The 21874-nt window shown below is 66.8% G+C and carries 23 protein-coding genes; 7 read left to right on the plus strand and 16 right to left on the minus strand.

Features of this window, described 5'->3' with window-relative positions; translation table 11 throughout:
- Positions 1–51: 51 nt before the first annotated feature.
- Positions 52–924, minus strand: a complete 873-nt coding sequence (locus IU514_RS02725; protein ID WP_194929558.1) for a pirin family protein — start codon at positions 922–924, stop codon at positions 52–54.
- Between the two features lie 132 nt (positions 925–1056).
- On the opposite strand from IU514_RS02725, the gene IU514_RS02730 reads away from it, so the two are divergent.
- Entirely contained in the window at positions 1057–1962 is a 906-nt protein-coding gene (locus IU514_RS02730; protein WP_194929559.1) for a LysR family transcriptional regulator, read from the plus strand.
- 155 nt (positions 1963–2117) lie between these two features.
- Here IU514_RS02730 and IU514_RS02735 read toward each other — a convergent pair whose 3' ends face one another.
- Entirely contained in the window at positions 2118–3560 is a 1443-nt protein-coding gene (locus IU514_RS02735; protein WP_194929560.1) for an Hsp70 family protein, read from the minus strand.
- Between the two features lie 544 nt (positions 3561–4104).
- On the opposite strand from IU514_RS02735, the gene IU514_RS02740 reads away from it, so the two are divergent.
- Positions 4105–4371, plus strand: a complete 267-nt coding sequence (locus tag IU514_RS02740) for a hypothetical protein (protein WP_194929561.1) — start codon at positions 4105–4107, stop codon at positions 4369–4371.
- Positions 4372–4527: 156 nt separating this feature from the next.
- On the plus strand, positions 4528–5208 hold the full coding sequence (locus IU514_RS02745; protein ID WP_194929969.1) for a L,D-transpeptidase: 681 nt from the start codon (positions 4528–4530) through the stop codon (positions 5206–5208).
- 188 nt (positions 5209–5396) lie between these two features.
- Here IU514_RS02745 and IU514_RS02750 read toward each other — a convergent pair whose 3' ends face one another.
- The 13 genes from IU514_RS02750 to IU514_RS02810 form a co-directional block, all read right to left on the minus strand.
- Positions 5397–6107, minus strand: coding sequence for a DUF5694 domain-containing protein (locus tag IU514_RS02750; RefSeq protein ID WP_194929562.1), 711 nt, complete (start codon positions 6105–6107; stop codon positions 5397–5399).
- A gap of 177 nt (positions 6108–6284) precedes the next feature.
- The gene (locus IU514_RS02755; RefSeq protein WP_194929563.1) at positions 6285–6704 is read right to left on the minus strand and encodes a thioesterase family protein; all 420 of its coding nucleotides are present in this window, start codon (positions 6702–6704) and stop codon (positions 6285–6287) included.
- Positions 6705–6714: 10 nt separating this feature from the next.
- Positions 6715–7512 carry a CPBP family glutamic-type intramembrane protease gene (locus IU514_RS02760; RefSeq protein WP_194929564.1) on the minus strand — a complete coding sequence of 266 codons (798 nt, stop codon included), beginning with the start codon at positions 7510–7512 and terminating at the stop codon, positions 6715–6717.
- Positions 7512–7847 carry an antibiotic biosynthesis monooxygenase family protein gene (locus tag IU514_RS02765; RefSeq protein WP_194929565.1) on the minus strand — a complete coding sequence of 112 codons (336 nt, stop codon included), beginning with the start codon at positions 7845–7847 and terminating at the stop codon, positions 7512–7514. Before IU514_RS02765 ends, IU514_RS02760 begins: the two co-directional genes overlap by 1 nt.
- Positions 7848–7866: 19 nt before the next feature.
- Positions 7867–8886 carry an NADPH:quinone reductase gene (locus IU514_RS02770; protein WP_194929566.1) on the minus strand — a complete coding sequence of 340 codons (1020 nt, stop codon included), beginning with the start codon at positions 8884–8886 and terminating at the stop codon, positions 7867–7869.
- Positions 8887–8916: 30 nt separating this feature from the next.
- Positions 8917–9621 (minus strand): aspartate/glutamate racemase family protein, encoded by a 705-nt coding sequence (locus IU514_RS02775; RefSeq protein ID WP_228760458.1) that lies wholly within the window; start codon positions 9619–9621, stop codon positions 8917–8919.
- A 13-nt stretch (positions 9622–9634) separates the two neighbouring features.
- A complete protein-coding gene (locus IU514_RS02780; RefSeq protein WP_194929567.1) occupies positions 9635–11122 on the minus strand; it encodes a ComEA family DNA-binding protein in 1488 nt (495 codons plus the stop codon).
- 39 nt (positions 11123–11161) lie between these two features.
- Entirely contained in the window at positions 11162–11527 is a 366-nt protein-coding gene (locus IU514_RS02785) for a cupin domain-containing protein (protein WP_194929568.1), read from the minus strand.
- Positions 11528–11541: 14 nt separating this feature from the next.
- Positions 11542–13473 (minus strand): esterase/lipase family protein, encoded by a 1932-nt coding sequence (locus IU514_RS02790; protein WP_194929569.1) that lies wholly within the window; start codon positions 13471–13473, stop codon positions 11542–11544.
- A gap of 51 nt (positions 13474–13524) precedes the next feature.
- Complete coding sequence (locus IU514_RS02795; protein WP_194929570.1) at positions 13525–14511, minus strand: amidohydrolase family protein; 987 nt, start codon at positions 14509–14511, stop codon at positions 13525–13527.
- Positions 14512–14543: 32 nt separating this feature from the next.
- Positions 14544–15377 (minus strand): hypothetical protein, encoded by an 834-nt coding sequence (locus tag IU514_RS02800; protein WP_194929571.1) that lies wholly within the window; start codon positions 15375–15377, stop codon positions 14544–14546.
- A 204-nt stretch (positions 15378–15581) separates the two neighbouring features.
- Complete coding sequence (locus IU514_RS02805; RefSeq protein ID WP_194929572.1) at positions 15582–17135, minus strand: sigma-54-dependent Fis family transcriptional regulator; 1554 nt, start codon at positions 17133–17135, stop codon at positions 15582–15584.
- Between the two features lie 48 nt (positions 17136–17183).
- Positions 17184–17432: a DUF1272 domain-containing protein gene (locus tag IU514_RS02810; protein ID WP_194929573.1), complete on the minus strand. Its 249-nt coding sequence runs from the start codon at positions 17430–17432 to the stop codon at positions 17184–17186.
- Between the two features lie 254 nt (positions 17433–17686).
- Between IU514_RS02810 and IU514_RS02815 the strand changes: the two genes are divergently transcribed.
- Both IU514_RS02815 and IU514_RS02820 read left to right on the plus strand, forming a co-directional pair.
- Entirely contained in the window at positions 17687–18376 is a 690-nt protein-coding gene (locus IU514_RS02815) for an alpha/beta hydrolase (RefSeq protein WP_194929574.1), read from the plus strand.
- An 18-nt stretch (positions 18377–18394) separates the two neighbouring features.
- The gene (locus IU514_RS02820) at positions 18395–18850 is read left to right on the plus strand and encodes a DUF6010 family protein (RefSeq protein WP_194929575.1); all 456 of its coding nucleotides are present in this window, start codon (positions 18395–18397) and stop codon (positions 18848–18850) included.
- Positions 18851–18871: 21 nt separating this feature from the next.
- Here the strand turns inward: IU514_RS02820 and IU514_RS02825 are convergent, their stop codons facing one another.
- On the minus strand, positions 18872–19606 hold the full coding sequence (locus IU514_RS02825) for a hypothetical protein (protein ID WP_194929576.1): 735 nt from the start codon (positions 19604–19606) through the stop codon (positions 18872–18874).
- Between the two features lie 225 nt (positions 19607–19831).
- Between IU514_RS02825 and IU514_RS02830 the strand changes: the two genes are divergently transcribed.
- Positions 19832–21085: a sensor histidine kinase gene (locus IU514_RS02830; protein WP_324187770.1), complete on the plus strand. Its 1254-nt coding sequence runs from the start codon at positions 19832–19834 to the stop codon at positions 21083–21085.
- Positions 21078–21857, plus strand: a complete 780-nt coding sequence (locus tag IU514_RS02835) for a LytR/AlgR family response regulator transcription factor (protein ID WP_194929577.1) — start codon at positions 21078–21080, stop codon at positions 21855–21857. The genes IU514_RS02830 and IU514_RS02835 overlap by 8 nt, the downstream gene beginning before the upstream one ends.
- The last annotated feature ends 17 nt before the right edge of the window (positions 21858–21874 follow it).

Here is a 21874-nt window from a genome sequence, read left to right on the forward strand (position 1 = left end):
CGGATAACGCGTTCCCTGGCGGTGCCGGAACCGGCACCGCCAGGGAACGCGTTATCCGTTGGCGCGCATCGCGCCGAACCGGCCGCCGTTGAAGTCGGCGACGGCCTGCGAGATCTCGGCCTGAGTGTTCATCACGAACGGGCCGTAACCGACCACAGGCTCGTCGATCGGCTCGCCGCTGAGCAGCAGGAAGGTCGCATCGCTGGACGCTTCCACCGCAACATCGCGGCCCTCACGGTCCAGCATCACCATCTGCGCCGGACCAACGGTGTCCGCACCGTTCACCCGGATCGAGCCTCGCAGGACGACCAGGGCCAGGGTGCGGCCTTCGGCGATCTCGAACGCGGCCGTGCCACCGGCGGTCATGCGCACATCCCAGACGTCCACCGGCGTGAACGTGCGCGCCGGACCGCGATGGCCGGCGTACTCGCCGGCGATCACGCGTACCCGGCCGGCGTCGTTCGCCAGCGGCACCGACGGAATCTGTGCATCGAGCAGCGTCTGGTAGCCAGGCTCGGCCATCTTGTCTCGCGCAGGCAGATTCACCCACAGCTGCACCATCTCCAGCGTGCCGCCGCTGCGGGTGAAGGCGTGCGAATGGAACTCCTCGTGGAGGATGCCGGACGCCGCCGTCATCCACTGCACGTCACCGGGACCGATGCTGCCACCGCTGCCAGTGGAGTCGCGGTGTTCGAGTTCGCCTTCGTAGACGATGGTGACGGTCTCGAAGCCGCGATGCGGATGCTGGCCGACGCCGCGCGGCTGGCTGGCCGGCTCGAAGCGCATCGGCCCTGCGTAGTCGAGCAGCAGGAACGGGCTGAGGTGCCGGCCGTGCGAGGTGTAGGAGAACATCGAGCGGGCCGGGAAACCATCGCCCACCCAATGCGGCTTGGGGGCACTGTAAACGCCGAGGATCTTCTTCATCGTCCAACTCCGCAGGCGCCCGGGCCGGGCCGCCTTTCATGGCTGGACACGTTATTTGCAGGACGATGGCTCCGGTAGACGGCGAAACTTATCCTCACAGTCCTATCTGGTGAACGCTGGCGGGCACGCACGATGCAGGACCTGAACGACCTCGGCTACTTCGTCCAGGTGGTCGAGCATGGCGGCTTCGCCCCCGCCGGCCGGGCACTGGGCATGCCCAAGTCCAAGCTGAGCCGCCGCATCGCCCTGCTCGAGGAGCGACTGGGCGTGCGGCTGATCCAGCGCTCCACGCGCCACTTCTCGGTTACCGACATCGGCCAGACGTACTACACGCATTGCAAAGCGATGCTGGTTGAAGCCGAGGCCGCGCAGGAAGCCATCGACGTCACCCGTTCGGAACCACGCGGTGTGGTGCGCATGTCCTGCCCGGTCGCGCTGCTGGACACGCGCGTCGGAGCGATGCTGGCCGACTTCATGGTCGAGCATCCGCGCGTGGAAGTGCACCTGGAATCGACCAACCGCCGCGTCGATGTCGTCGGCGAGGGCATCGACATCGCCATCCGCGTACGCCCCCCGCCGCTGGAAGACAGCGACCTGGTGATGCGCGTGCTGGCTGACCGCGGTCAGTGCCTGGTCGCGAGCCCATCGTTGCTTGCGCAGCACGGCGCCCCCGAAGTCCCGGCGGACCTGGCGCGCATGCCGAGCATGGACCTGGGCGTCCCGCAGAACGACCATGTATGGCATCTGCTAGGCCCTGGCGGCGCGCAGGCCAGCGTGCACCACACCCCGCGTCTGATCACGCGCGGCATGCTGATGCTGCGCACCGCCGCGGTCGCCGGCGTCGGCGTGGTGCAGTTGCCCACGATGGTCGTGACCGAACAGCTTGCGCGTGGCGAACTCGTCCACGTCGTCCCGCAGTGGGCGCCGCGGCGCGAGATCATCCACGCCGTGTTCGCTTCGCGCCGCGGTCAGTTGCCATCGGTGCGGACCCTGATTGAGTTCCTGGCAACGAAGTTCGCACTCATGCAAGAAGACTGATCCGCCTGTAGCAGATGCTCCTGCTGCGGTCGTGGGAAGGCGCGATCTGCGTGGTGCCAAAGTCCGCTATCAAACGGACACTCGGATCGGTGCCGCATCAACAGTGCCAGGACGAAGCCGGAACCGGTGATCGGTCCTCGGCAATCGCTGCGCACCTAGAGCGCTGCCGCGTGCGCCAATCCTGTCACCACGCCCAGCGACGCGTTGCCCTTGACCAGCTCCGCATCCGGGAACATCTCCCTGACGAGCCGCGGTACATAGGGCGAGCGCGACATGCCGCCGGTGAGATAGACCGTCTCCGGCGGCTGCGTCAGTTCGGCCCTGGTGCTCTCCATGAGTGTGCGCACATGGCGGAGGAACGGTGACGCCGCATCGCCGAGGCGTGCGGAGTCGAGGGGCCCGAGCAAGCCTGCCTCGATGAAGTCGAGCTCCAGCGTCACGGACTCGGCTTGGCTCAACTGGATCTTGGCGCGCTCAACGGCACGATTCAGGCGAACGGTGTGTCCCGGCGCCCTCAGCGCCTCCAGACGCTGGCCGTAGGGCGCTTCGACATGCGCGAACGAGGCCTCGCGGAACCGGGCCTGACGTTGCAGGTCCTGCACGGCGGATGCTTCGTAGAAACGGTGCACCGGCGTGTTGGTGACGCCTTTACCGAACAGCGGCATGACCGAGCGCATGCTCAGCTCGATGTCCACGTCGGTTCCGCCCACCGGCTCGCCCCATGAACCATGCACGACCGGTGCGTTTCCCGCACCGCCGACATCGGCAAGGGCGATGTCCGTCGTTCCACCGCCGATGTCGAGGATCAGCGTCCGGAGGGGGCGTTCGTTGCGCTGGTGATAACCGTATGCGGCCGCTGCCGGTTCTTCGAGGAACTCCACCTCGTCGAAGCCGGCGGCATACGCCGCGTCGGTCAGGATTTCGAGCGCCTGTACGCCGCCTGCCTCTTTCATCGAGCTTCGGAATCGCACGGGGCGACCCAGAAGGGCCGCCCTTACGTCGCGACCGAGTTGCGCGCTAGCCGTGAGCCGGATGTGCCGGAGCAACTGTGTGGCGATACCCAACAGTGTGTCGCGCGCATGCGCCTCCAGCCGGTAGCCCAGCATGGACTTCGGAGACACCACCAACTGGCCCGCGCTCCCCTCGATGAAGGCATCGACGGCCTCTTCGCCATACAGCGCATGCTGCAGGTCCACTCGCTCGAGCATGGCCTTGCGCATCTCCTGCGCCGCCCAGCGCCTACGCACGAGCGCGCGCGCGTCGCGTTCCAGCTCCGGCTCGCTTCGAATGCGCGGCGCGGGAATCATGCCAAGTTCGCGCGACCGCTGGGGCTCGGAGCGCTGCATCGCCTGCTCGCGGCGTGCGCGAAGGTCCGCATGCAGCCGGGTCTGGTCGCGGCGGAACTCTCCCGTCAACCTCCGGATCTCGTCGTGCAGGTCGTCGGTGAGTACGAAGTCGGACAGGTCCGGCAGCCGCTGCGGGAAGAAAACAGTGGTACGGAACTGCAGGTCATCGCCAAACCGGATCAGCTGCAATTCGCCATCGATGACAGCACCGGCGGCCGAATAGCTCGTGCCGAAGTCGATTCCGATGCGCATGCACTTCCCGAAAACCAATGGCGAGGCATGCCATTTTGCCGCGAACAGGGCCGCTTGGTGGCCGTTGGATCAATGGAGCCTGCGGTGTAGGTGCCGCACGCCAATCTGATTACCCCGATTAATGGTTTCGTGACAAGTTCGTCACGCCAGGCCGCGCCTTCGCCGGTCGTCGGTGGACCTCGCTGCTTCGACGGTAATGGCCGCTATCGACCCAAAGCGGACATGGCGCGGTGCAGTAGTGATGCCGGGAGAGACTATGTCGACCGCCTGGACGCATTGGAGGGGCTGAAGATCAGTCAGTGCCAAACGGCTCGCTTATTAAGACTACTGTTCACATTGGGTAATCGGTGACTTCGGATAAAGTTGTGATGGTCATCAAATGCTGCGAGTTCTCGTGGTGACTGATGGATTCAAGCTGCAACTCCCATCTAGTTGCCACACGTTCACAAGCCATCTACGTATTCCAACGTCAGCTGAATGCGGGTTCATGACTCCGGCACGAAGGCCGCTATATTTCCGATACCCCAGACGAAGGAGAAGAAAAATGTTCCTGACCAAGCAACATCTGGTGATAGCGCGCACGCTCGGCGTGGCGATCGTCGCCCTGAGTCTTGGCGCCTGCGCCACCTATGATGACGAGTTTGCAGGGATCAATTCACGCCTCGATCAACTCGACACGAAGGTGCAGAACGCCGCCCAGAGCGCCGAATCCGCCAATCAGGGTGCGCAGCAGGCCAACCAACGGCTTGATTCATTGGAAGGCCGCGTCCAGCAGCTCGAAGCGGCGCCGAGCCGCAAGCCGCGCGGTTAATCGCTCTCGCACAATTCGCGACGAACGGCTGAACCGGGACCCGGTGGCCTTTGCTGGCCACCGGTCTCCTTCACACCACCAGTCTTTGTTCTAAGGAATCGTCCCATCCGTACGTACACACACCCTGCGATCAGGGCCGTTCATTGTGCGCTGGCGCTGGCGCTGGCGTTCGCGAGCTTCGGCGTGGCCAGCGCCGAGGATGCCGCCGCGCAACCGGTCGCCGCCGTCGACCAGCTTCCGTCAGACCAGGAAGTGTCCAGCACGGTGATTGAGCTCGCTGGCTGGGTTGTCGCAACCAGGGACAGCGAAGGCTATCCGTTTGCGGTCATCGACAAGGCCGCCGCACAGATCCTGGTGTTCGGCGGTGACGGCCGCCTTCGCGGCGCGGCGCCTGGGCTCTTTGGCTCGGCGGTCGGCGATCATGCGGCCCCCGGCATCGCTGGTCTCGCGCTTCGCGAAATTCCGGGCCGGGATCGCACGACGCCTGCTGGCCGCTTTGTGGGCGGTTTCGGTCCTTCAGTCGACGCTGGGCGCGTGCTGTGGGTTGACTACGATTCCGCGGTCTCCATGCACCCTACCGCTACTGGCGTCCCGGCCGAGAGACGCCCCGAACGCCTCGCATCGCCTTCGCCGGACGACAACCGCATCACTCATGGCTGCATCAACGTCTCGCCCGAATTTTACGAGCAGATCATCCGTCCGACGTTCGAGCGGGGCGGGGTGTTTTACGTCTTGCCGGACACGGCGCCGCTAGCGGAGACCTTCCCGGAGTTCGTACAAAGTCGCGCGACTACGCAACGCAACGATAGAAGAGGCGCACGGGCCGCCCACCAGTAAAGGGCGCGCAGCGTGTTGCCTTTGGTGTGCGGGGCAGCGCAGCGAATGACGCGGCTCGCTCCTCCTGGTCGCAGCCGCTTCGCTGCTCGGCTCGATTCAGACGCTTGGCACCACAAGGCAGATCTTCCGGATAGCCCGCTTCCGACCTGATGATCCTTCATTGGAATCATCCAGCGCGGCTGATTCGCTTACTTTGGCAAGTAGTCGTTCGCCTCGACCAGATCGACATCAGGCGCCTCGATGACGCACTGGCGCAACAGATAGGCGTGCCCCTCACCGAAGAACACGACCGCGCGACCACCCGCGGGCAGGGACTGCAGCAGCCTGGCGCAGATCGTGAGATTGCGCGCATACCAGGCACCGGCAAGGCGCGCGCCTGGCTGCGTACCCCCTTCGCCATAACGCAGCATGTCCACATAGAACCCATGGTTCTCAAGTGCCCGCGATGGCGTGTTCATGTAGCGAAGGACCGATCCGAGACTGCCCGTGCGCACCCGTTCGCTAAGCGCCTGCACTTCCTTCCCCGCGCCGGCCAGTGCCGCGTCCAGTCGCGGCGCCATGCCATGGCTGTTTGCGTAAACCTTGACCGGCTCGAATGGAAAGTCGCCTTCGACGTCGATGCCGTGGACGCGCTCCAACTCACGCAGCGCTGCCAGCCGGAATCCCAACTGCACGACCTCGTTACGGGAGGGCGGAAGCGTGCCGGCTCGGAAGCTCGCGTAACGTTCGTCCGTCAGTGCCTCCGGCCATTCCACCATGACCACGGTCGGCGCGAACCGGGCGAGCGACTTGGCGATGCCGGCCAGTTCTGATTGACGCCTGTCAGTAAGCACGTCATCGACCTGGACGTTGAAGACGTCTCGTCCCGGATTGTCCAGGTGGAACGTACCGACGATCATGACTTTCGTCGCCGCCGGCTTCGAGGCCGCCTGCGCTGCCGCGTCGCCGCCGGCGATCAGCGCGCCAAGCAGTACAAAAACTGCTCTTGCGAACATGGGAGAACTCCTGCAGGTCAACGCTGCGTCATTGGACCGACTGCTTCTGGTCGCAGCGGATTGGCCATTTCGAGACGCCGGTCAAGCCGGCCTCTTCTCCGCCACCTTCGCATCGAAACGGCCGCGATCGATGACGTAGCGCTCGTGGCGGCCCCGCGAGATCACTTCGACGCCGTCATGCGCCTCGACGTCGAACGTCAGCTTGCGGCCTTCCACCGCCACCAGCTCGACGGTCGCGGTGACGGTCAGCCCCGGCGGCGTGGCGGCCAAGTGGCTGACGTCGATGTGGGTCCCAACGGTCTGTTCGCGCGGCCAGTCCAGGTGCGGATGGATTGCGAGGATGCACGCCCATTCCAGGAAGCCGACCAGGAAGCCGGTGGCGAACACCTCCGGCATCGCGGTGAACTCGTCCGACTCCGGATACAACGCCGGCACCGTCTTCGCCGCGGACACGACGAAGGTGTGCGTGTAGCGGACTCCGGCTTGCAGGGAATCCTTCATGGCAATTCCTTCAGAACGAAGCGGTACGCAACGCTGAGATGCCGCGACGATCGGCGATCGCCACGATCGCCACGAGAACGCCGATAGCTGCAGTGACCGATCCGTCGAGCGCCGCCATCGGGTGGACGGTGGCGACGGTGTTGAAGCCGGCATGGAACAGTGCGGGGATGACCGCGGTGCGGCCGCCGCGCAGGTACAGCCAGCAGATCAGGTAGTTGGCCAGCACGATCTGCAGCGAGAACTTCAGCACGAACGGCAGGCCTTCGACGAAGCCCGGCAGGTAGGGGCTGTTGTAGAGCTTGGGGTAGTGCCACACGCACCAGATCAGCCCCAATGCCGTGGCGCCCGTCCAGAAGCCGCGCCCAAGCATCTTCGGCAACGCATAGGCACGCCAGCCGAGCTCCTCGCCGAATGCGAACACCAGCCACACCACGTAGAACACCAGCGCCTGTGGGCCGAAATGCAGCTTCGGCATGGGTGCACCCGTTAACTGGCTCCACGCCCACGGTGACAGCAGCAGTGCGAATGGCAGCAGCAGCGCCGTCACAAAGGCCCATGCCGGCGCGCGCAGATGCAACGCCTGTCGCAGGAACGCCGCGATGCCGCCTTCGCGCCGCGACAGCGCAATGGCTACGGCGCCCGGCACCACGCCAATCAGCCAGCCCAGCGCCACCGGCAGGCCGAGCGGCGCCTTGGCCTGCACCTGCCAGGCGATCGGCACGGTGATCGCCCAGGCGATGGCGAACGTCCACGTCCAGAACGGCGTCAGGCTGCGTTGCGGTGTCGCGGGCATCGTCATCGTCGCCATCACGCCACCCGCTTGCGGTCGTTCGGCGTCGCGTGTGCGAAGGCACCGTCACCGTAGGAGCGCACCACCTCGGAGATGACGATGTGGTAGCCCTCGTACCAGCGCGAGTACTGTCGCTTGGCTTCCTGATGCGCGGGATGCACGGAGAAGGCCTTGAGCGCGTCGAGGCTCTTCCAGAAGTAGGTGGCATTGCGGCGCTTGCCGCCGGCCGACTGCCAGGACTCGGCGCCGATGAAGTCGGGCATCGAGCGCGCGACTTCGTCGATCAGTTGGTTGAGGCGATGGAACTCGAGGTCGTACTCGCCGGGCTCGTAGATGAAGGCAACGGAATACATGGAAGGACGATTCCCGAGGTCAGGACAGGATTGCGGCGGCCGCTCCGGCCTCGTCGGTGATGGCGAGCACGACGTTGCCGATGGCACTGCCGGACTCGACCGCCTCGTGGGCCTGCGCGATCTGATCCAGCGGCAGCCGCAGCGCGATGGCGTGCTTGAGCGCACCGGCCTCCAGCCAGCGGTGGAGGTGGTGGATGGCGATGGCGCGATCGGTACCGGACAGGTGGTAGACGATGAAGAACGACAAGCGCACGTTCTTCAGGATCGCCGGCACGAACGGCACGCGAATCTCCGGCGCGGCACTGCCGTAGACGACGATGCGGCCTTCCGGCGCCAGCATCGCGAAGTCCTGCTCGGCGTTCGCGGCGAAGTCGACTTCGATGATGCAGTCGACGCCGTGCCCCTGCGTTTCCTGGCTGACACGACCGACCAGGTCTTCCGTCTTGTAATCGATCGCGACATCGGCGCCGGCGTCGATCGCGCGCGCGGCCTTGTCGGCCGAGCTGACCGTGGCGATCACCTGGCTGGCGCCGGCCAGCTTCGCCATCTGCACGGCATAGTGCCCGACCGCGCCGGCACCGCCAGCCACGAGCACGCGCTTGCCGGCGACGCCACCGTCGACGCTGACGGCATGGCACGCGGTCAGCGCAGGAATGCCGAAGCACGCCGCGGCATCGAGCGCGACGCCTTCCGGCACCGCGACCGCCTGTGCAGCAGGCACCACGATCCATTCGGCTGCGGTGCCGTCGGCACGTCCCCACGCGGCGTTCCAGATCCACACGCGCTCGCCGATGCGCCTGGCGGGAACGCCCTCGCCTACTGCATCGATAATGCCGGCGCCGTCGCTGTGCGGCACGATCTGCGGGAACGGCAGCACGTTGGAGCGCGTTCCGGCGCGGGCCTTCACGTCGGACGGATTGACGCCCGACCAGACGACGCGGACGCGCACTTCACCGGCTTGCGGTTCCGGGCGCGGCCGCTCGGCGATGGACAGGACGTCGCGCGCGGGACCGGTGCGGGAATAGACAGCAGCTTTCATGGGAACACTCTTGGGGGAGAGGCGGAACAATCAGGACAGTGCATGCAGCGCGGCGCTGCGCGCATGCAGGCGGGTAGTGTCGAACAGTGGGACCGGCGAATCGCTTTCGCCGACCAGCAAGCCGATCTCGGTGCAGCCGAGGATGACCGCCTCGGCACCGCGCTCCACCAGCCGCGCTATCACGCCGCGGTAGATCTCGCGCGAAGGCTCCGCGATGACGCCCTGGCACAGCTCGTCGTAGATGATGCGATGCACGTCGTCGCGGTCGTCCTGCGGCGGCACCAGCACCTCGATGCCGTGGGTGGACTCCAGCCGGCTGCGGTAGAAGTCCTGCTCCATCGTGAAGCGCGTGCCGAGCAGTCCGACGCGACGGAAGCCCGCCTGCGTGATCGCCTCGGCGGTCGGGTCGGCGATGTGGAGCAGCGGGATGTTCACCGCCGCCTCGATTGCACCGGCGACCTTGTGCATGGTGTTGGTGCACACCACCAGGAAATCGGCACCGGCGGCGGCCAGCGACGCCGCGGCATCAGCGAGCATGTCGCCCGCCTCGTCCCAGCGGCCCGCGTGCTGCAGGCGCTCGATGTCGTGGAAGTCGACGCTGTACAGGATCAGCCGCGCCGAATGCAGGCCGCCAAGGCGCTCCTTCACCGCCAGGTTGATGTCGCGGTAATACGGCACCGTGGATTCCCAGCTCATGCCGCCGATCAGGCCAATGGTTTTCATGGGCGTCTTCATCGGGACTCCTGCCTCAGCGCCGCAGCGTGGGACCGGCGCGCAGCGCGGCGCGGTTAAGCGAATCCAGCTTCGCGACATTCGCCGGGGTCAGCGCCGCGCGCTTCGACAACGACGCGAGGTCGGCGTAGGGACCATGCGCACGCCGGTCCTCGACGATGCGCTGTGCGGTGGCCGCATCCAGACCCAGCGCCTGCAGCTGTTCGGGCTCGACCGTGTTGACATCGAACGCAAGGCCGCCGCCCTGGCTCTGGCCGGGCTTGGTCGGCGCGTCGCTGTAGAGCCAGATCGGTGCCGACAACGCACGGCCGAGCGTGGCGGGCGTGGTGGTTTCGGTCAGCTTGGCCATCGCCGCGCGCGCGGGCTTGAGGCCGCCGACGAATCCTTCCATGTCGCCGACGCTGCCGACCGCCGCCAGCGCTTCGCTCTGCCGCGCCATGGCGGGATCGACGGTGGCGCCATAGGTGGTTTCGATGAAGACGCGCTTGGCCTGCTCACCTTCCTGCGGGTATCGCATCGCGTACGACTGGATCAGCTCGACCAGCACCGGCGAGTCGTTCGTCAGGCCGCGCTTGTCCAGCGCCTTCAGTGCGTCGAACAGCTTGCCGTAGCGCTGCAGCAGCGCCTGCGTGGTGCCTTCGCCCGGCGCCAGCCAGCGATAGCAGACGGTGGAGATGACGCCTTCCGACGCCATCATCTGGTCGCCTGACTTCAGGTGACCCGGATCGAACAGCGGGCTGTGGTCGCGCGCGAGGATTGGATCCGCCTCGCCCGGCAGCGGCAGCTGGCGCTGCACGAAACTGTTGCGGCGCGTGCCCTCCAGCCGCCAGGTGCGGTCGGCGTGACTGGCCCAGTACGGCAGGAACGGCTTGCCGGTCAGTCCGTCGTCTTCCGCGCGCAACTGCTCGTTGCGGGTGAAACGCCGCGCCAGCGCCTGGAAGTGCATGGCGAAGCCTTCGTCGAACGCGGTGACGCGATCGGTCACTGCCAAGGCAGCATGCGGCGTACGCGAGTAACCTGCCGGCAGCGACGGCAACAGGCGACGCAGCAGCACGTGGCCCTGCTCGTGCGCGAAGATCTCCTCGAAGCCGCCGTTGGCGACGGTGTCCTCGTCGGTGACGAGGTCGACGTAATGATCGGCGACGTAGCGCGCCTGCCCGCCTTCCTGCAGCCAGAAGCCGAAGCGCGGGAAGCCACCGTCCTCCAGCGACAGGAACAGCCACGTCGGACGCATCGGTTTGCCGGAGGCGCGCTGCGCGGCCTCGTCCAGCGCCAGCACCGACGCCGTGAAGCCTTCGCGTGCTTCGTGCTGCAGTTGGTCGAACAGCTTGCCTTCGTTCACGCGCGTGACCACCGGCACCATCGCGCCGCCGTTCGGCGCCGCGCGCTCCTGCGGCTTGCCGTCGACGATGACGGGCGCGAGCACGCCCAGTTCCGCCGCGGCGCCTGCCAAGGGCAGGACCGCCGCAATCGACAGGGTCAGGGTAGCCAGAATTGATTTCATGCGTGCATCCAGGACAGGCGTGGTTGATGTGTGGTCGCGTCAGACCCAGACGTCGTTCTTCGCGGTCAGCTCGCCGCCGGCTTCGCCGGTGTTCACGACGCCACGGGGCTCCACCAGCATCACCCTGCACTCGTCCGCGGCCGAGGGCCGATGCTCCTTGCCCTTGGGCACGACGAACATCTCGCCGGATGCGAGTTCGACATGGCCGTCGCGGAAGTCGATCCGCATGCGGCCGTCGATGACGATGAACACCTCGTCGGTGTCGTCGTGGCAATGCCAGACGAAGTCGCCCTGGAACTTCACCAGCTTGAACTGGTAGTCGTTCATCTCGGCGACGACGCGCGGCGACCAATGTTCGTCGAAGCGGGAGAACTTTTCATCGAAACGGATGGGGAAATAATTCATCGTCGGGGTTCCGGTCATGGATACGCGTGCACGATCGCAACGCCGCCCGTTTCTCTGGCGGCCGGAGCGAGCGCACCGCGTGGTGCTGGGGACGAGCCGGTAGCGGCTTCGCGCAGGATCCGGCGGACCTCAAAGATCGCTTCCGGCGTCTGTTGCACACCATGGCCTGAAGTCACGATGAGTTCCGACATGGCGCCTTCCAGGTGCGAACTTGAATAGGGAACGAGCCCGTCGCTCGATGCTTCCAACGGCACCGACGGATCCTTGCGGCCGATGATGGAGTGATACGCGACGCCGTGCGCGATCTGCAGTGTTGCAGTGGTGCGCAGATAGCGGCCCTGGTCGCTCAGCGCTTCGACGCTGTCCATCTGCCGTTCGCGCAGCGCCTGCGCCTGCTGCGGTGCATCGCCCTGGATCGCATCGGCCACCGAGGCTATGGTCTGCAGCGCGGCTTTCGGCAGGCCGATCAGCCGCGACCCGGCGCGACCCAGCCAGCTGCTGGCTTTCGGCGAACCGCGGTGGGGGGCGGCCATCAGGATGATGCGATCGACCTCGGGCATCGGCGTCAGGGTCAGGTAAGGATCCAGCAGTGCCAGCCGCTGGCGCTGCGCTGCATCGACCGGGCCGTCCAGGAGCGCACGCCACAGGGCGTCGCCGGAATCGACGACCAGCAGCCGCGCGATCACGCCGCCCATGCTGTGACCGACCAGGGTGAGGTGATCGCTGGCCGTCGCCTCGCCCGGCGTTGCCACGGACGCCAATGCCGCGCGCAGCGCCCCGCGGATGCTGCGCAGGTTCTCTGCGATCGGCAGGTTGGTCGGGTAGAACACCTGCCAGAGCTGATAGCGGCGCCGTAGTTCCGCGTCGCCGAGGATGTCGTTGGCCACGTCCGCCCAGGTTTCCGGGCTGCTGCCCAGGCCATGCAGCAGCACGACGATGCGGCGATCGGGATCGAACGGCTGCATCGCGTACACACGCGGACCATCGAGCTGCGTCTCGCCCTGCACCAGTGCCCGGTCGCCCTGTCGCTTCAGGCGCGAGCGTGCGAGCCACAGCGCATAGGGGGCGGTGAAGTCGGCGGCGAGCGGCTCGTCGTGCGCTCCGATGCGTACTGTTTCGCTTGCGTACGGGTCGAGCACGTCGATGATCGCAGCACTCCCACGAATGACCTGACCCGGCGTGTCGCCCTCGAAGCGGACGACGGCGGTGGCCGGGACGTAGCGAGGCGTCAGAAGCGGCGTCGCCGCGTCGTCACCCGCCACGTCAGCGACCGCGACCAGCGCGGCGCCGAGTCCGTCGCGGCGATGCGCATGACGCAGGCCCTCGGTGCGCAGTCTCGTCGCATCGATCCATTCGGCGGGCCGTTGCCCGTCCGGCATGCGGATATCGATGCGTCCCTCGCGCACGCGCGGAGCGGTCTCGCCCGGATCGGAACCGTTCGCCAGGAAGGTCAGCGCCACGCATCCGGCGGCCTCGTTGTAGATATCGCGCAACCGCGCTGCATTGCGCGACGGCCGCGCGGCCGGCAGGCCCGTGGCGTAGGTGTAGCGCGCCGCCTCGACGCAGTGGGCGAGGGGTGGGACGGCGGCATGAGTCGCGGAGGTCGGTCCTGCCGCCGACAGGTGCAGCTCGGCCATCGCCAGCAGCCATGCCTCATCGTCCGGCGCCGCGATTGCCTGCATGTGCTGCAGGCAAGGCTCGGCATGTTGCAGGCAGTTCCCCGGGTCCAGGCCGGCCGATTGCAACGCGGACTGGACTGCATCGCTGTAACCGCTGTCGAGTACGGTGCCGTGCAGCGCCGCCTTCGTACCGCGGACTTCGGCATCGCGGACCTTGACCACGCTGCAGGCGACGGTGGTGCACGCCGCGACCAAGACAAGCAGCATGCGGGCTGCGTGCGTCAGCCACGCACGCGACGCGAAGGAATGGATCAGGAGCTTGTTCATCGCAATGTCCGGCGGATCCGGGCCCGCGACGCGGGCCCGGGGACCACATCGTCAACCCGCCATGGCAGACACTGCGGCCGGCTGGTTGGCGAAGCGCGGGAACAACGCCAGTGCGTTGTCTCGATCGATCGCCTGGCGCGTCGCGTCGTCGAGGACGCGGCTCGACATCAGCATCGAGTGTTCGCCGCTCACCACCTTCTCCGGCACCATCGGGTAGTCACTGCCGAACAGCACCTGGCTGGTGGGCACGAACTGCCGCAGCGCCGCCATCACCGTCTCGGACGTCGAGAGCGCAGTGTCGTAGTACAGCTTCTGCAGGTAGTGCATCGTGCCCAGCGGAATGTTGTCGCTGACACCGGCGATCTGCTCGCTGAACTTCAGGCGTTGCGCGATGTACGGGATCGTGCCGCCGGCATGCGAGACGATGTAGCGGATCGACGGATACCGGTGCAATGTGCCGCTCAGCATCAGGTTGGTCACTGCGCGGGTGGTGTCGAGCACGAACTCGACCATGCCCCACGGGATGGTGAGCTTGGGCACGATGGCGCCCGGCGGCGCGGTGCATGGATGGATCAACACGATCGCCTTGCGGCGTTCCAGCTCCTGGAACACCTCCTCGAAGGCCGGGTCGCCCGGGTACTGGTCGCCGAAGCTGGAGAACATGATCACACCGTCGAGCTTCAGCACGTCGAGCGCGTATTCGATTTCTTTCAACGTCGCCTTGGTGTCCGGCAATGGCAGCGTCGCGAACGCACCGAAGCGCACGGGGTCCTGCTGCACCATGCTGGCGGCGAACTCGTTGCCGTGCCGTGCCCATCGCGCGGCGAAAACCGTGTCGCCCCAATAGACCTGCGGCACGACGGAGGCGACGGCCTGGGCGATGCCGTTGCGATCCATCACCTCGCGTGCGATGTCGAGGTTCCAGTCGGGGATGGGCGGTCCGCCGGTCCAGTGGATGCCGAGCCGGTGCAGTTCGGCGAGGTACTCGGGCGGAATGAAGTGGTGATGGACGTCGATGCGTTGCGGACGATAAGACATGTCGGTGCTCCGGGGGATGCGGGGTTGATGAGTTACCAGCTGAAAGCGACGCCGACGGCGGGACCGTCGAAGCCGAGGTCTTCGATCTGACGGCTGCTTCCGAAGTCGTAGTCGAGGTGGCGCCAGACCAGGAAGGTTTCGCCCCAGCCGGCGCGATAGCCGATGCCGGTGGAGGCCTGCCAGGTGAGGTCGGATTCGCCGGTACCTACGTCGACGTACCAGGGAATGAACCACTGGTCGCGCGAACCGAAGCGGTGCTGGCCCTTGGCACCGATGACGCCGTCCCAGCCGTCGCGGCTGACCTTGACGCGGCCCTGCCCCTGCGGCGGCGGCAGCGGGCCCATCGGTGTTTCGAAGCGCCACTCCAGTTCGGTGGAGGCATCGAGCAGACGCGCGCCGCCGAACACGTCGACGGTGTCCGACGGCGTCGAGACAAAGCGGTAGTTCGCGGCAATGGTGAACGCCACGGCTTCGACATCGAGCGAGGCGTCGGCGGTCACGCCCGGCGGCAGCGGCACCGTGCCCTGGCCGATCGCCGGCGAGTTGGAGATCGAATCGCCGACGTCCATGTAGATCACGTCGGCAAACATGCCCCACTTGCCTTTCTGCGCTTCGAAACCGCCCATTGCGGCGATCTCGAGGTTGCTGATCAGGTCGTCGGCATCGACATCGATCTCGGCGCCGCCCGGCACCGGTGCACGCACCTGGCCGCTGATCTCGGGGAAGAAGCCGTACAGGTTGACGCGGTAGTGCCACTCATCGGCGTCGCCTGCGGCCGCGATGCCGGGCGCAATCAGGCAGGCGGCGAGCAGCGTGGTCGCCGCCGCGCGTCTGCTATGGATCGATCGGGTTTGGGGGAAGGTCACTGCTGGAACTCCATCGGGACTCGATCCCTATGGAGCACATCGCGTGCCAACTTTTTCCTTCACGCGATGGTGTGCGCAAACGCTTGATGCAGCATGCGTTTGCGCATCGGCCCGGCCAGGAGCGCGTCATCATCGCCGCGAAGGTGGTGGCTGGAAATCGCCAATGTTGGCGGTGTTCGCGCAGGGCAGCCGACGCGCGCGGATTCAGGCCTTCGTGTTCAGTCCGTACTTGTCGATGCGCGAACGCAGCTGCGCGCGCGTCAGCCCCAGGATGCGGGCGGCCTTGGACTTGTTGTCGCCGCAGCGCGCCAGCGCCTGCGCGATCATCTCGCGCTCGGTGTCGGGCAACGATTGCGGCGCCATCGGCTCCGCCTGCCCGGCCGGGATAGCCGACATCGTCAGCGGCAGGTGCTCGATGGTGATCAGCCCGCCTTCGCTGAGGATCACCGCACGCTCGATCACGTTGCGCAGCTCGCGCACGTTGCCGGGCCAGGCATAGCCACCCAGCCTCTGCTTCGCTTCCGCCGTGATGCCGGCCGCGGGCCGGCCGACGTGGCGACCCACTTCCTCGAGGAAGGCATCGACCATCAACGGAATGTCGTCGGCGCGCTCGCGCAGCGGCGGCAGTTCGATATCGAATACGGCCAGCCGGTAATAGAGATCCTCGCGAAAGGTGCCGCGCGCGATCGCCTGGCGCAGGTCGCGGTTGCTGGCGGCCAGAACGCGCACGTCGGCCCTCAGCGTGCGCGCACCGCCAAGGCGCTGGTACTCGCGCTCCTGCAGCACGCGCAGGAACTTGGCCTGCACTCCCGGGCTCATCTCGGTCACTTCGTCGAGGAACAGCACGCCTCCTGCGGCCTGCTCGATGCGACCTGGCCGCGTCGCCTGCGCGCCCGTGAACGCGCCTCGCTCGTGGCCGAACAACTCCGATTCCAGCAACTGTTCGGGAAGCGCCGCGCAGTTCAACGCAACGAACGGTCCGTCCTTGCGCGGCGAACCGCGATGGATGAAACGCGCGACCACTTCCTTGCCGCTGCCGGATTCGCCGGTCAACAGCACGGTGGTATCGGTCGCCGCAACCTTGGCAGCCTGCGCGAGCACGTCGCGCCAGCGGCGGGAGATGCCGAGAACCTGGTGCGGGCTCAGCGACTGCAGTTCCTGCGCCAGCGCCTGCACGCGCTGTTCGAGCCGTTCGGCGCGCTCATGTGCAGCGACCGTGCGGCGGGTTTCCTCGGCCAGCGTCGCGGCCAAGCGCTCGTGCGCGAGCGCCAGCGCCGCCATCTCGGCGATCACCACCAGCGCACCGCCATGCGCTTTGGTGAAGCATTCCGGCGTGCGTGAAGCCAGCGGGATCGAGCCCAGCCGTTCGCCGGAATGTCCCAGCGGAACGCGCAACACCGACCGGTAGCCCCATTCGATGGCGATACGGTCGACCGGATAGGCGGCGTCGAGCTGGTTCGGCACGTCGCCGAGCAGCACCATGAACTCGTCGGCATTGGGCCAGAACGCCGGGGAGAAACCGGCGCGGGGATACACCTGGCCTTCGAGCGCCTTGACCGCGGGCTCGCCGGCCGCGGCGACCGCGCGCACCTGGCCGCCTTCCTCCAGCCGCACGATGCCCATTGCGTCGAACGGCACGATGGTGTGGCAGGCATCGGCGACGCGATCCCAGACATCGCGCACTTCCAGCGATTCGGCGATCGCGCGCGCAACCGCCGCTAGCGCGGCATGCAGATCGCCTGGCCGGGTTGCGGACATGGGCGGATTGTATTCCTGCACGTTGCAGGTCTGCGTGCCGCGCGGGGATCAGCCCGCGCCGCGGGCGCAGCCTTCCGGCTTGAAGACGCGCTGCGTCGACGCCGGATACTTTTCCAGCAGGTGGGCGGCGCGCGTCGGACGCGCACGCATGTCGCCGCCGCAGTTCGGGCAACGCCCGCCGAGCTTGCCCGCGCACTGCGTGCAGAACGTGCACTCGAACGAGCAGATCAGCGCGTCGGCGGAATCCGGCGCAAGGTTGCGGTCGCAGCATTCGCAGTTGGGGCGCATCTGGAGCATGGGGGAGTGTCTCCTATCGGGGTGGGTACGGCGGGAGCGACATTCTCCCTGCGCGACAACTGGCAGACAGTGCCTGGAGTCATTGCCCTTCCGGGCGATATCACGGCCAATTAACGGCAGCGCGGCCATTTTCGTGGCGTCACGTCCCGTGGCGTCGCGGTTTCATGAAACGGCCGCGACCTCCGAACAGAAGAGCACGCCCGCCGCGCTGCTCCGGACCACTGCGCTTAATTAATTATTTCTGGAGAGCCGCGATGAGCAGCAAGCCCACCATCGTCCTCGTGCACGGCTTCTGGGGAGGCGCCGCGCACTGGAGCAAGGTCATCGTGGCGCTGTCGAAGCAGGGCTTCGACTCGCTGCGCGCGGTCGAGCTGCCGTTGACGTCGCTCGCCGACGATGCCGAGCGCACGCGCAAGATGGTCGCGCAGGTCAGCGGCCCGGTGCTGCTCGTCGGGCACTCTTACGGTGGCGCAGTCATCACCGAATGCGGCGACCAGCCCAACGTGACCGGACTCGTGTACATCGCGGCATTCGCCCCCGACAGCGGCGAGAGTCCCGGTAGCATCACGCAGCAGCATCCGCCGGTCGCCGTCCCCAACCTGGAGCCCGACAGCGACGGCTACCTGTGGATCAAGCGCGACAAGTTCCATGAGAGCTTCTGCCAGGACCTCACTCAGGACGAGGCGCTGGTGATGGCGGTGGGGCAGAAGGCGCCACTGGCCAGCACGTTCGGCAACACGATCAGCTCACCCGCGTGGAAGAAGAAGCCCTCCTGGTATCAGATCTCCAGCGAGGACCGGATGATCGCGCCGGAGAACCAGAAGCGCATGTCCGACCGCCTCGGCGCGAAGACGATCATCACGCTCGCCGCGAGCCATGCGTCGCTGGCATCGCAACCGGCGGAAGTGACGGCGTTGATCGCGGAAGCGGCGGCCGCCAGGTAGTTCGACGAGGAGATCGCCATGTCCACGCAGACGGCCGGGCGGCACGACCACGCACATTCGTCGGTGTTCTCCCGGCGACCGGTGCTGACCGGCGTCGCGGTCGGCATCGGCTCGTTGCTGCCGCACGCGTTTCTACCGCCCGATGCATCGCTTGCGTTCGCGGCCATACTGATCGCACTGATCGCCGGCATCTACTTCGGCTTCGCCGTCGTCAACGGGTCCGGTGCCCAGCAGATGATCGAGTTCAATGTCAGCGCGCTGTTCGCCGTGGCCGGCCTGCTGGGCCTGCTGTACTGGCCGGTGCTGGTGGCGATCGCCTACTTCGCGCACGCCGCGTGGGACTTCGCTCACCACAACCGCGTGCGCCGGGCGCTGGTCGAAATTCCTCAGTGGTACGTGCCGTGGTGCGTGGTGATCGACGTGATCGTCGGTGCCGGCCTGCTCGTCATCTGGCACCGGCACGGCCTGCTTTGAGTTGGACGGAACTGCCCGCGCTCAGAATCTGAAGGCGTAGCCGAACTGCGGACCGTTCAGCGTCAGGTCGAGCGAGGAGTCCCCCATCGGCAGCTCGACTTCCATGTAGCGGTAGCCGAACACCCACGAGCCGTTACCCATTCGATACGAGGCATTGATCGAAGCACTCCAGCTGCCGTCGGAATCGCCGGTGGAGCCATCGCCACGCAAGGTGAGTCCCCAGCGGTCGGATAATTTGGCGGTGTAACGCGCACCAAGCATGAAGTCGTAGTAGCTGTCGTCGTGGTCACGGAACACGACGGGCAATGCATCGTTGACCGGATCGAACTCCGTTGACGCGCTGACGTCGAAATAGCGCAGGCCGCCGAAGACATCGAAGCCCTGGAACCGCTCCTCTCCCAGCGGCAGCACCGCCGCCAGCTCGATGATGGTGCTGTCCAGGTCGCCTTCCGTGCGTACGCGTGGGTAGTGATGGCTGTCCCCCAGGGCCAGGTAGATCACGTCGCCGAACATGCCGAAGCGGTCGCCCTGGCCTTCGACATGTCCAAGCAAGGCGACCTCGAGCTTGTCGATCCAGTCGACGAACGCCTGGTCGTTCTCGACCGGCGGCTGGCTCTCGTTCAAGTCGGCCTTGATGGAAGGCGCCCACAGGTACGGCGCGACCATCCAGTCCCACCCTTCTTCGGCGTGCAGCGTGGCGGGGATCGAGGCGGCCAATGCCAGCAGGCCGATGGCGAACGGACGACGGGTGGTCATGGCAATCCATCCTGCAAATCCGGCGAACCCGGCATCCTCCGGCGCTCCCGCGTGCAGGCCGCGTGAAACTCCCGTGGCATCGCAGCGGGCGGGCTTTCACCGGCTGATTTCACCCCCCGGGCCATCGGATTCATCGCCGCATTCCCGCATCCGTCGCAATCCGGGTCGACTCCGCCGCGCAGGTCGCTATGCTCCGTCGCAATCCACACAGACCCGGAACGCATCGTGTTCAAGAGCCTCGCCTTCGTCCTGCGCATCTCCATCGCCTGGATGCTGGCCATCTTCCTGCTGGCGGCGATCTGGTCCGAGCTGCCGCTGCTCGGCCGGCTGGACTGGCCGGTCGCCGTGGCGGGCATGGTGACGATGGCGCTGGTCGTGGCTGGTGCGCTCTCGCACCTGGGCCGGGTCAGGCTGATCGCAGGGCACATCGACAAGGACGCGATCGACAACCGCCAGCGCCGGCTGGTCGAAGTTCCGTTCGAAGCGGGCGAGGCGTTCGACCTGATCGACGCCGCCATTCGCGAACTGCCGCGCATCGAGCAGGTCGAGAGCGCGCGCGACAGCCTGCAGGTGCGCGCCAAGGTCAGCCGTCCCGACACCTATGGCGAGCATCCGCTCGGGCGCTGGAACCCGCTGCGGTGGTTCGGCAACCCGCGCAACCAGATCCTAGCAACGGTCACCCCGGGCCACGACAGCAGCAGCCTCACCCTGATCTGCGAGCCGGAAAGCCCGGCCTGGAGCGACTGGTTCCTGGTCGACGACGGCACCAATTTCGAGAACGCCGAGGCAATTACACGCGCCATCTCCCGCCGCGTCGCCGAGCGCCGTCGCAACGAGAAGGCCGAGGCCGTGCAGACCGCCACCGAGAAGGAACTCACCGTCGCCAAGCTCAGCCTGCTGCACGCGCAGGTCGAGCCGCACTTCCTCTACAACACGCTGGCCAGCGCACAGCTGCTGACGCGCAGCGATCCGCCGCGCGCCGAGGAGATGCTCGGCCACCTGATCCAGTACCTGCGCCGTTCGCTGCCAAGCACCGACAACGAGATGTCGACGCTGGGCGCCGAACTCGAACGCGCGCTCGCCTACCTGGAGATCCTCAGGATCCGCATGGGGTCGCGCCTGTCCGTGCAGGTCGACGTGCCCGAGAACCTGCGCGCCACGCCCCTGCCGCCGATGGTGCTGCAGACGCTGGTCGAGAACGCCATCAAGCACGGGCTGGAGCCGCGCACCGGCGGCGGCACGGTGTGGATCCGCGCGCGCCGCAGCGACGATGTCGTGGCGGTCACCGTGGCCGACGACGGCGACGGCTTCAACGCGAAGAGCAGCGGCACCGGCATCGGCCTGAAGAACGTGCGCGAACGGCTGCGTCTGCTTTACGGCTCCAAGGCTGCGCTATCCGTGGTCGCGAACTTCCCCGCCGGCGTCGCCGCGACGCTCACCGTGCCGCCGAGCCTCGAAGAGGACACCCGCCATGTCTGAAGCGGCCTGCACCTGCGTCGTCGCCGAAGACGAAGCCCTGCTGCGCCAGGCGCTCATCGACCAGCTCCGCGCTGCATGGCCGGAGTTGCAGATCGTCGCCGAATGCGAGGACGGCGCCAGCGCACTGGAAGCGCTGGCCGAACACCAGCCCCAGGTCGCATTCCTCGACATTCGCATGCCCGGACTCACCGGACTGGAAGTCGCCGCGGCAGCGGCCGAAGCCACGCCCAGCACGCAGATCGTGTTCGTGACCGCGTACGACCAGTACGCCATCGATGCCTTCGAACGCGGCGCCGTCGATTACCTGCTCAAGCCGATCGCACCGCAGCGTTTGGCCGCCACCGTGCAACGCCTGAAGGCGCGCACCGGCAACAACGATGCCGCGGCACTGGCCGCTTTGCTTGAGAAGCTGGGCGCTCGCCCCTCGCAAGCCGCGGCGTCGCCGCCTCCGCTCACCTGGATCACCGCCAGCGCGGGCCGCGAGACCCGCCTCATCCTGGTCGACGAAGTCGCCTACTTCCGCGCCGACAACAAGTACACGACGGTGGTGACCGCGGAAGGCGAAGCGCTGCTGCGCACGCCGATCCGCGAGCTGCTGTCGATGCTCGACCCGGCCACGTTCAAGCAGATCCACCGCTCGACGATCGTCAACCTCAAGGCGATCGCCGGCATCGTCCGCGACGACTCCGGCCGCGGCACCGTGCGCCTCAAATCCCGGCCAGAAACCCTGACCGTCAGCGCGCCGTTCATGACGCTGTTCCGGCACATGTGATCGCGTTGCCCTGACCC

This window comes from Lysobacter niastensis (assembly GCF_015453285.1).
GTDB lineage: Bacteria > Pseudomonadota > Gammaproteobacteria > Xanthomonadales > Xanthomonadaceae > Lysobacter_J > Lysobacter_J niastensis.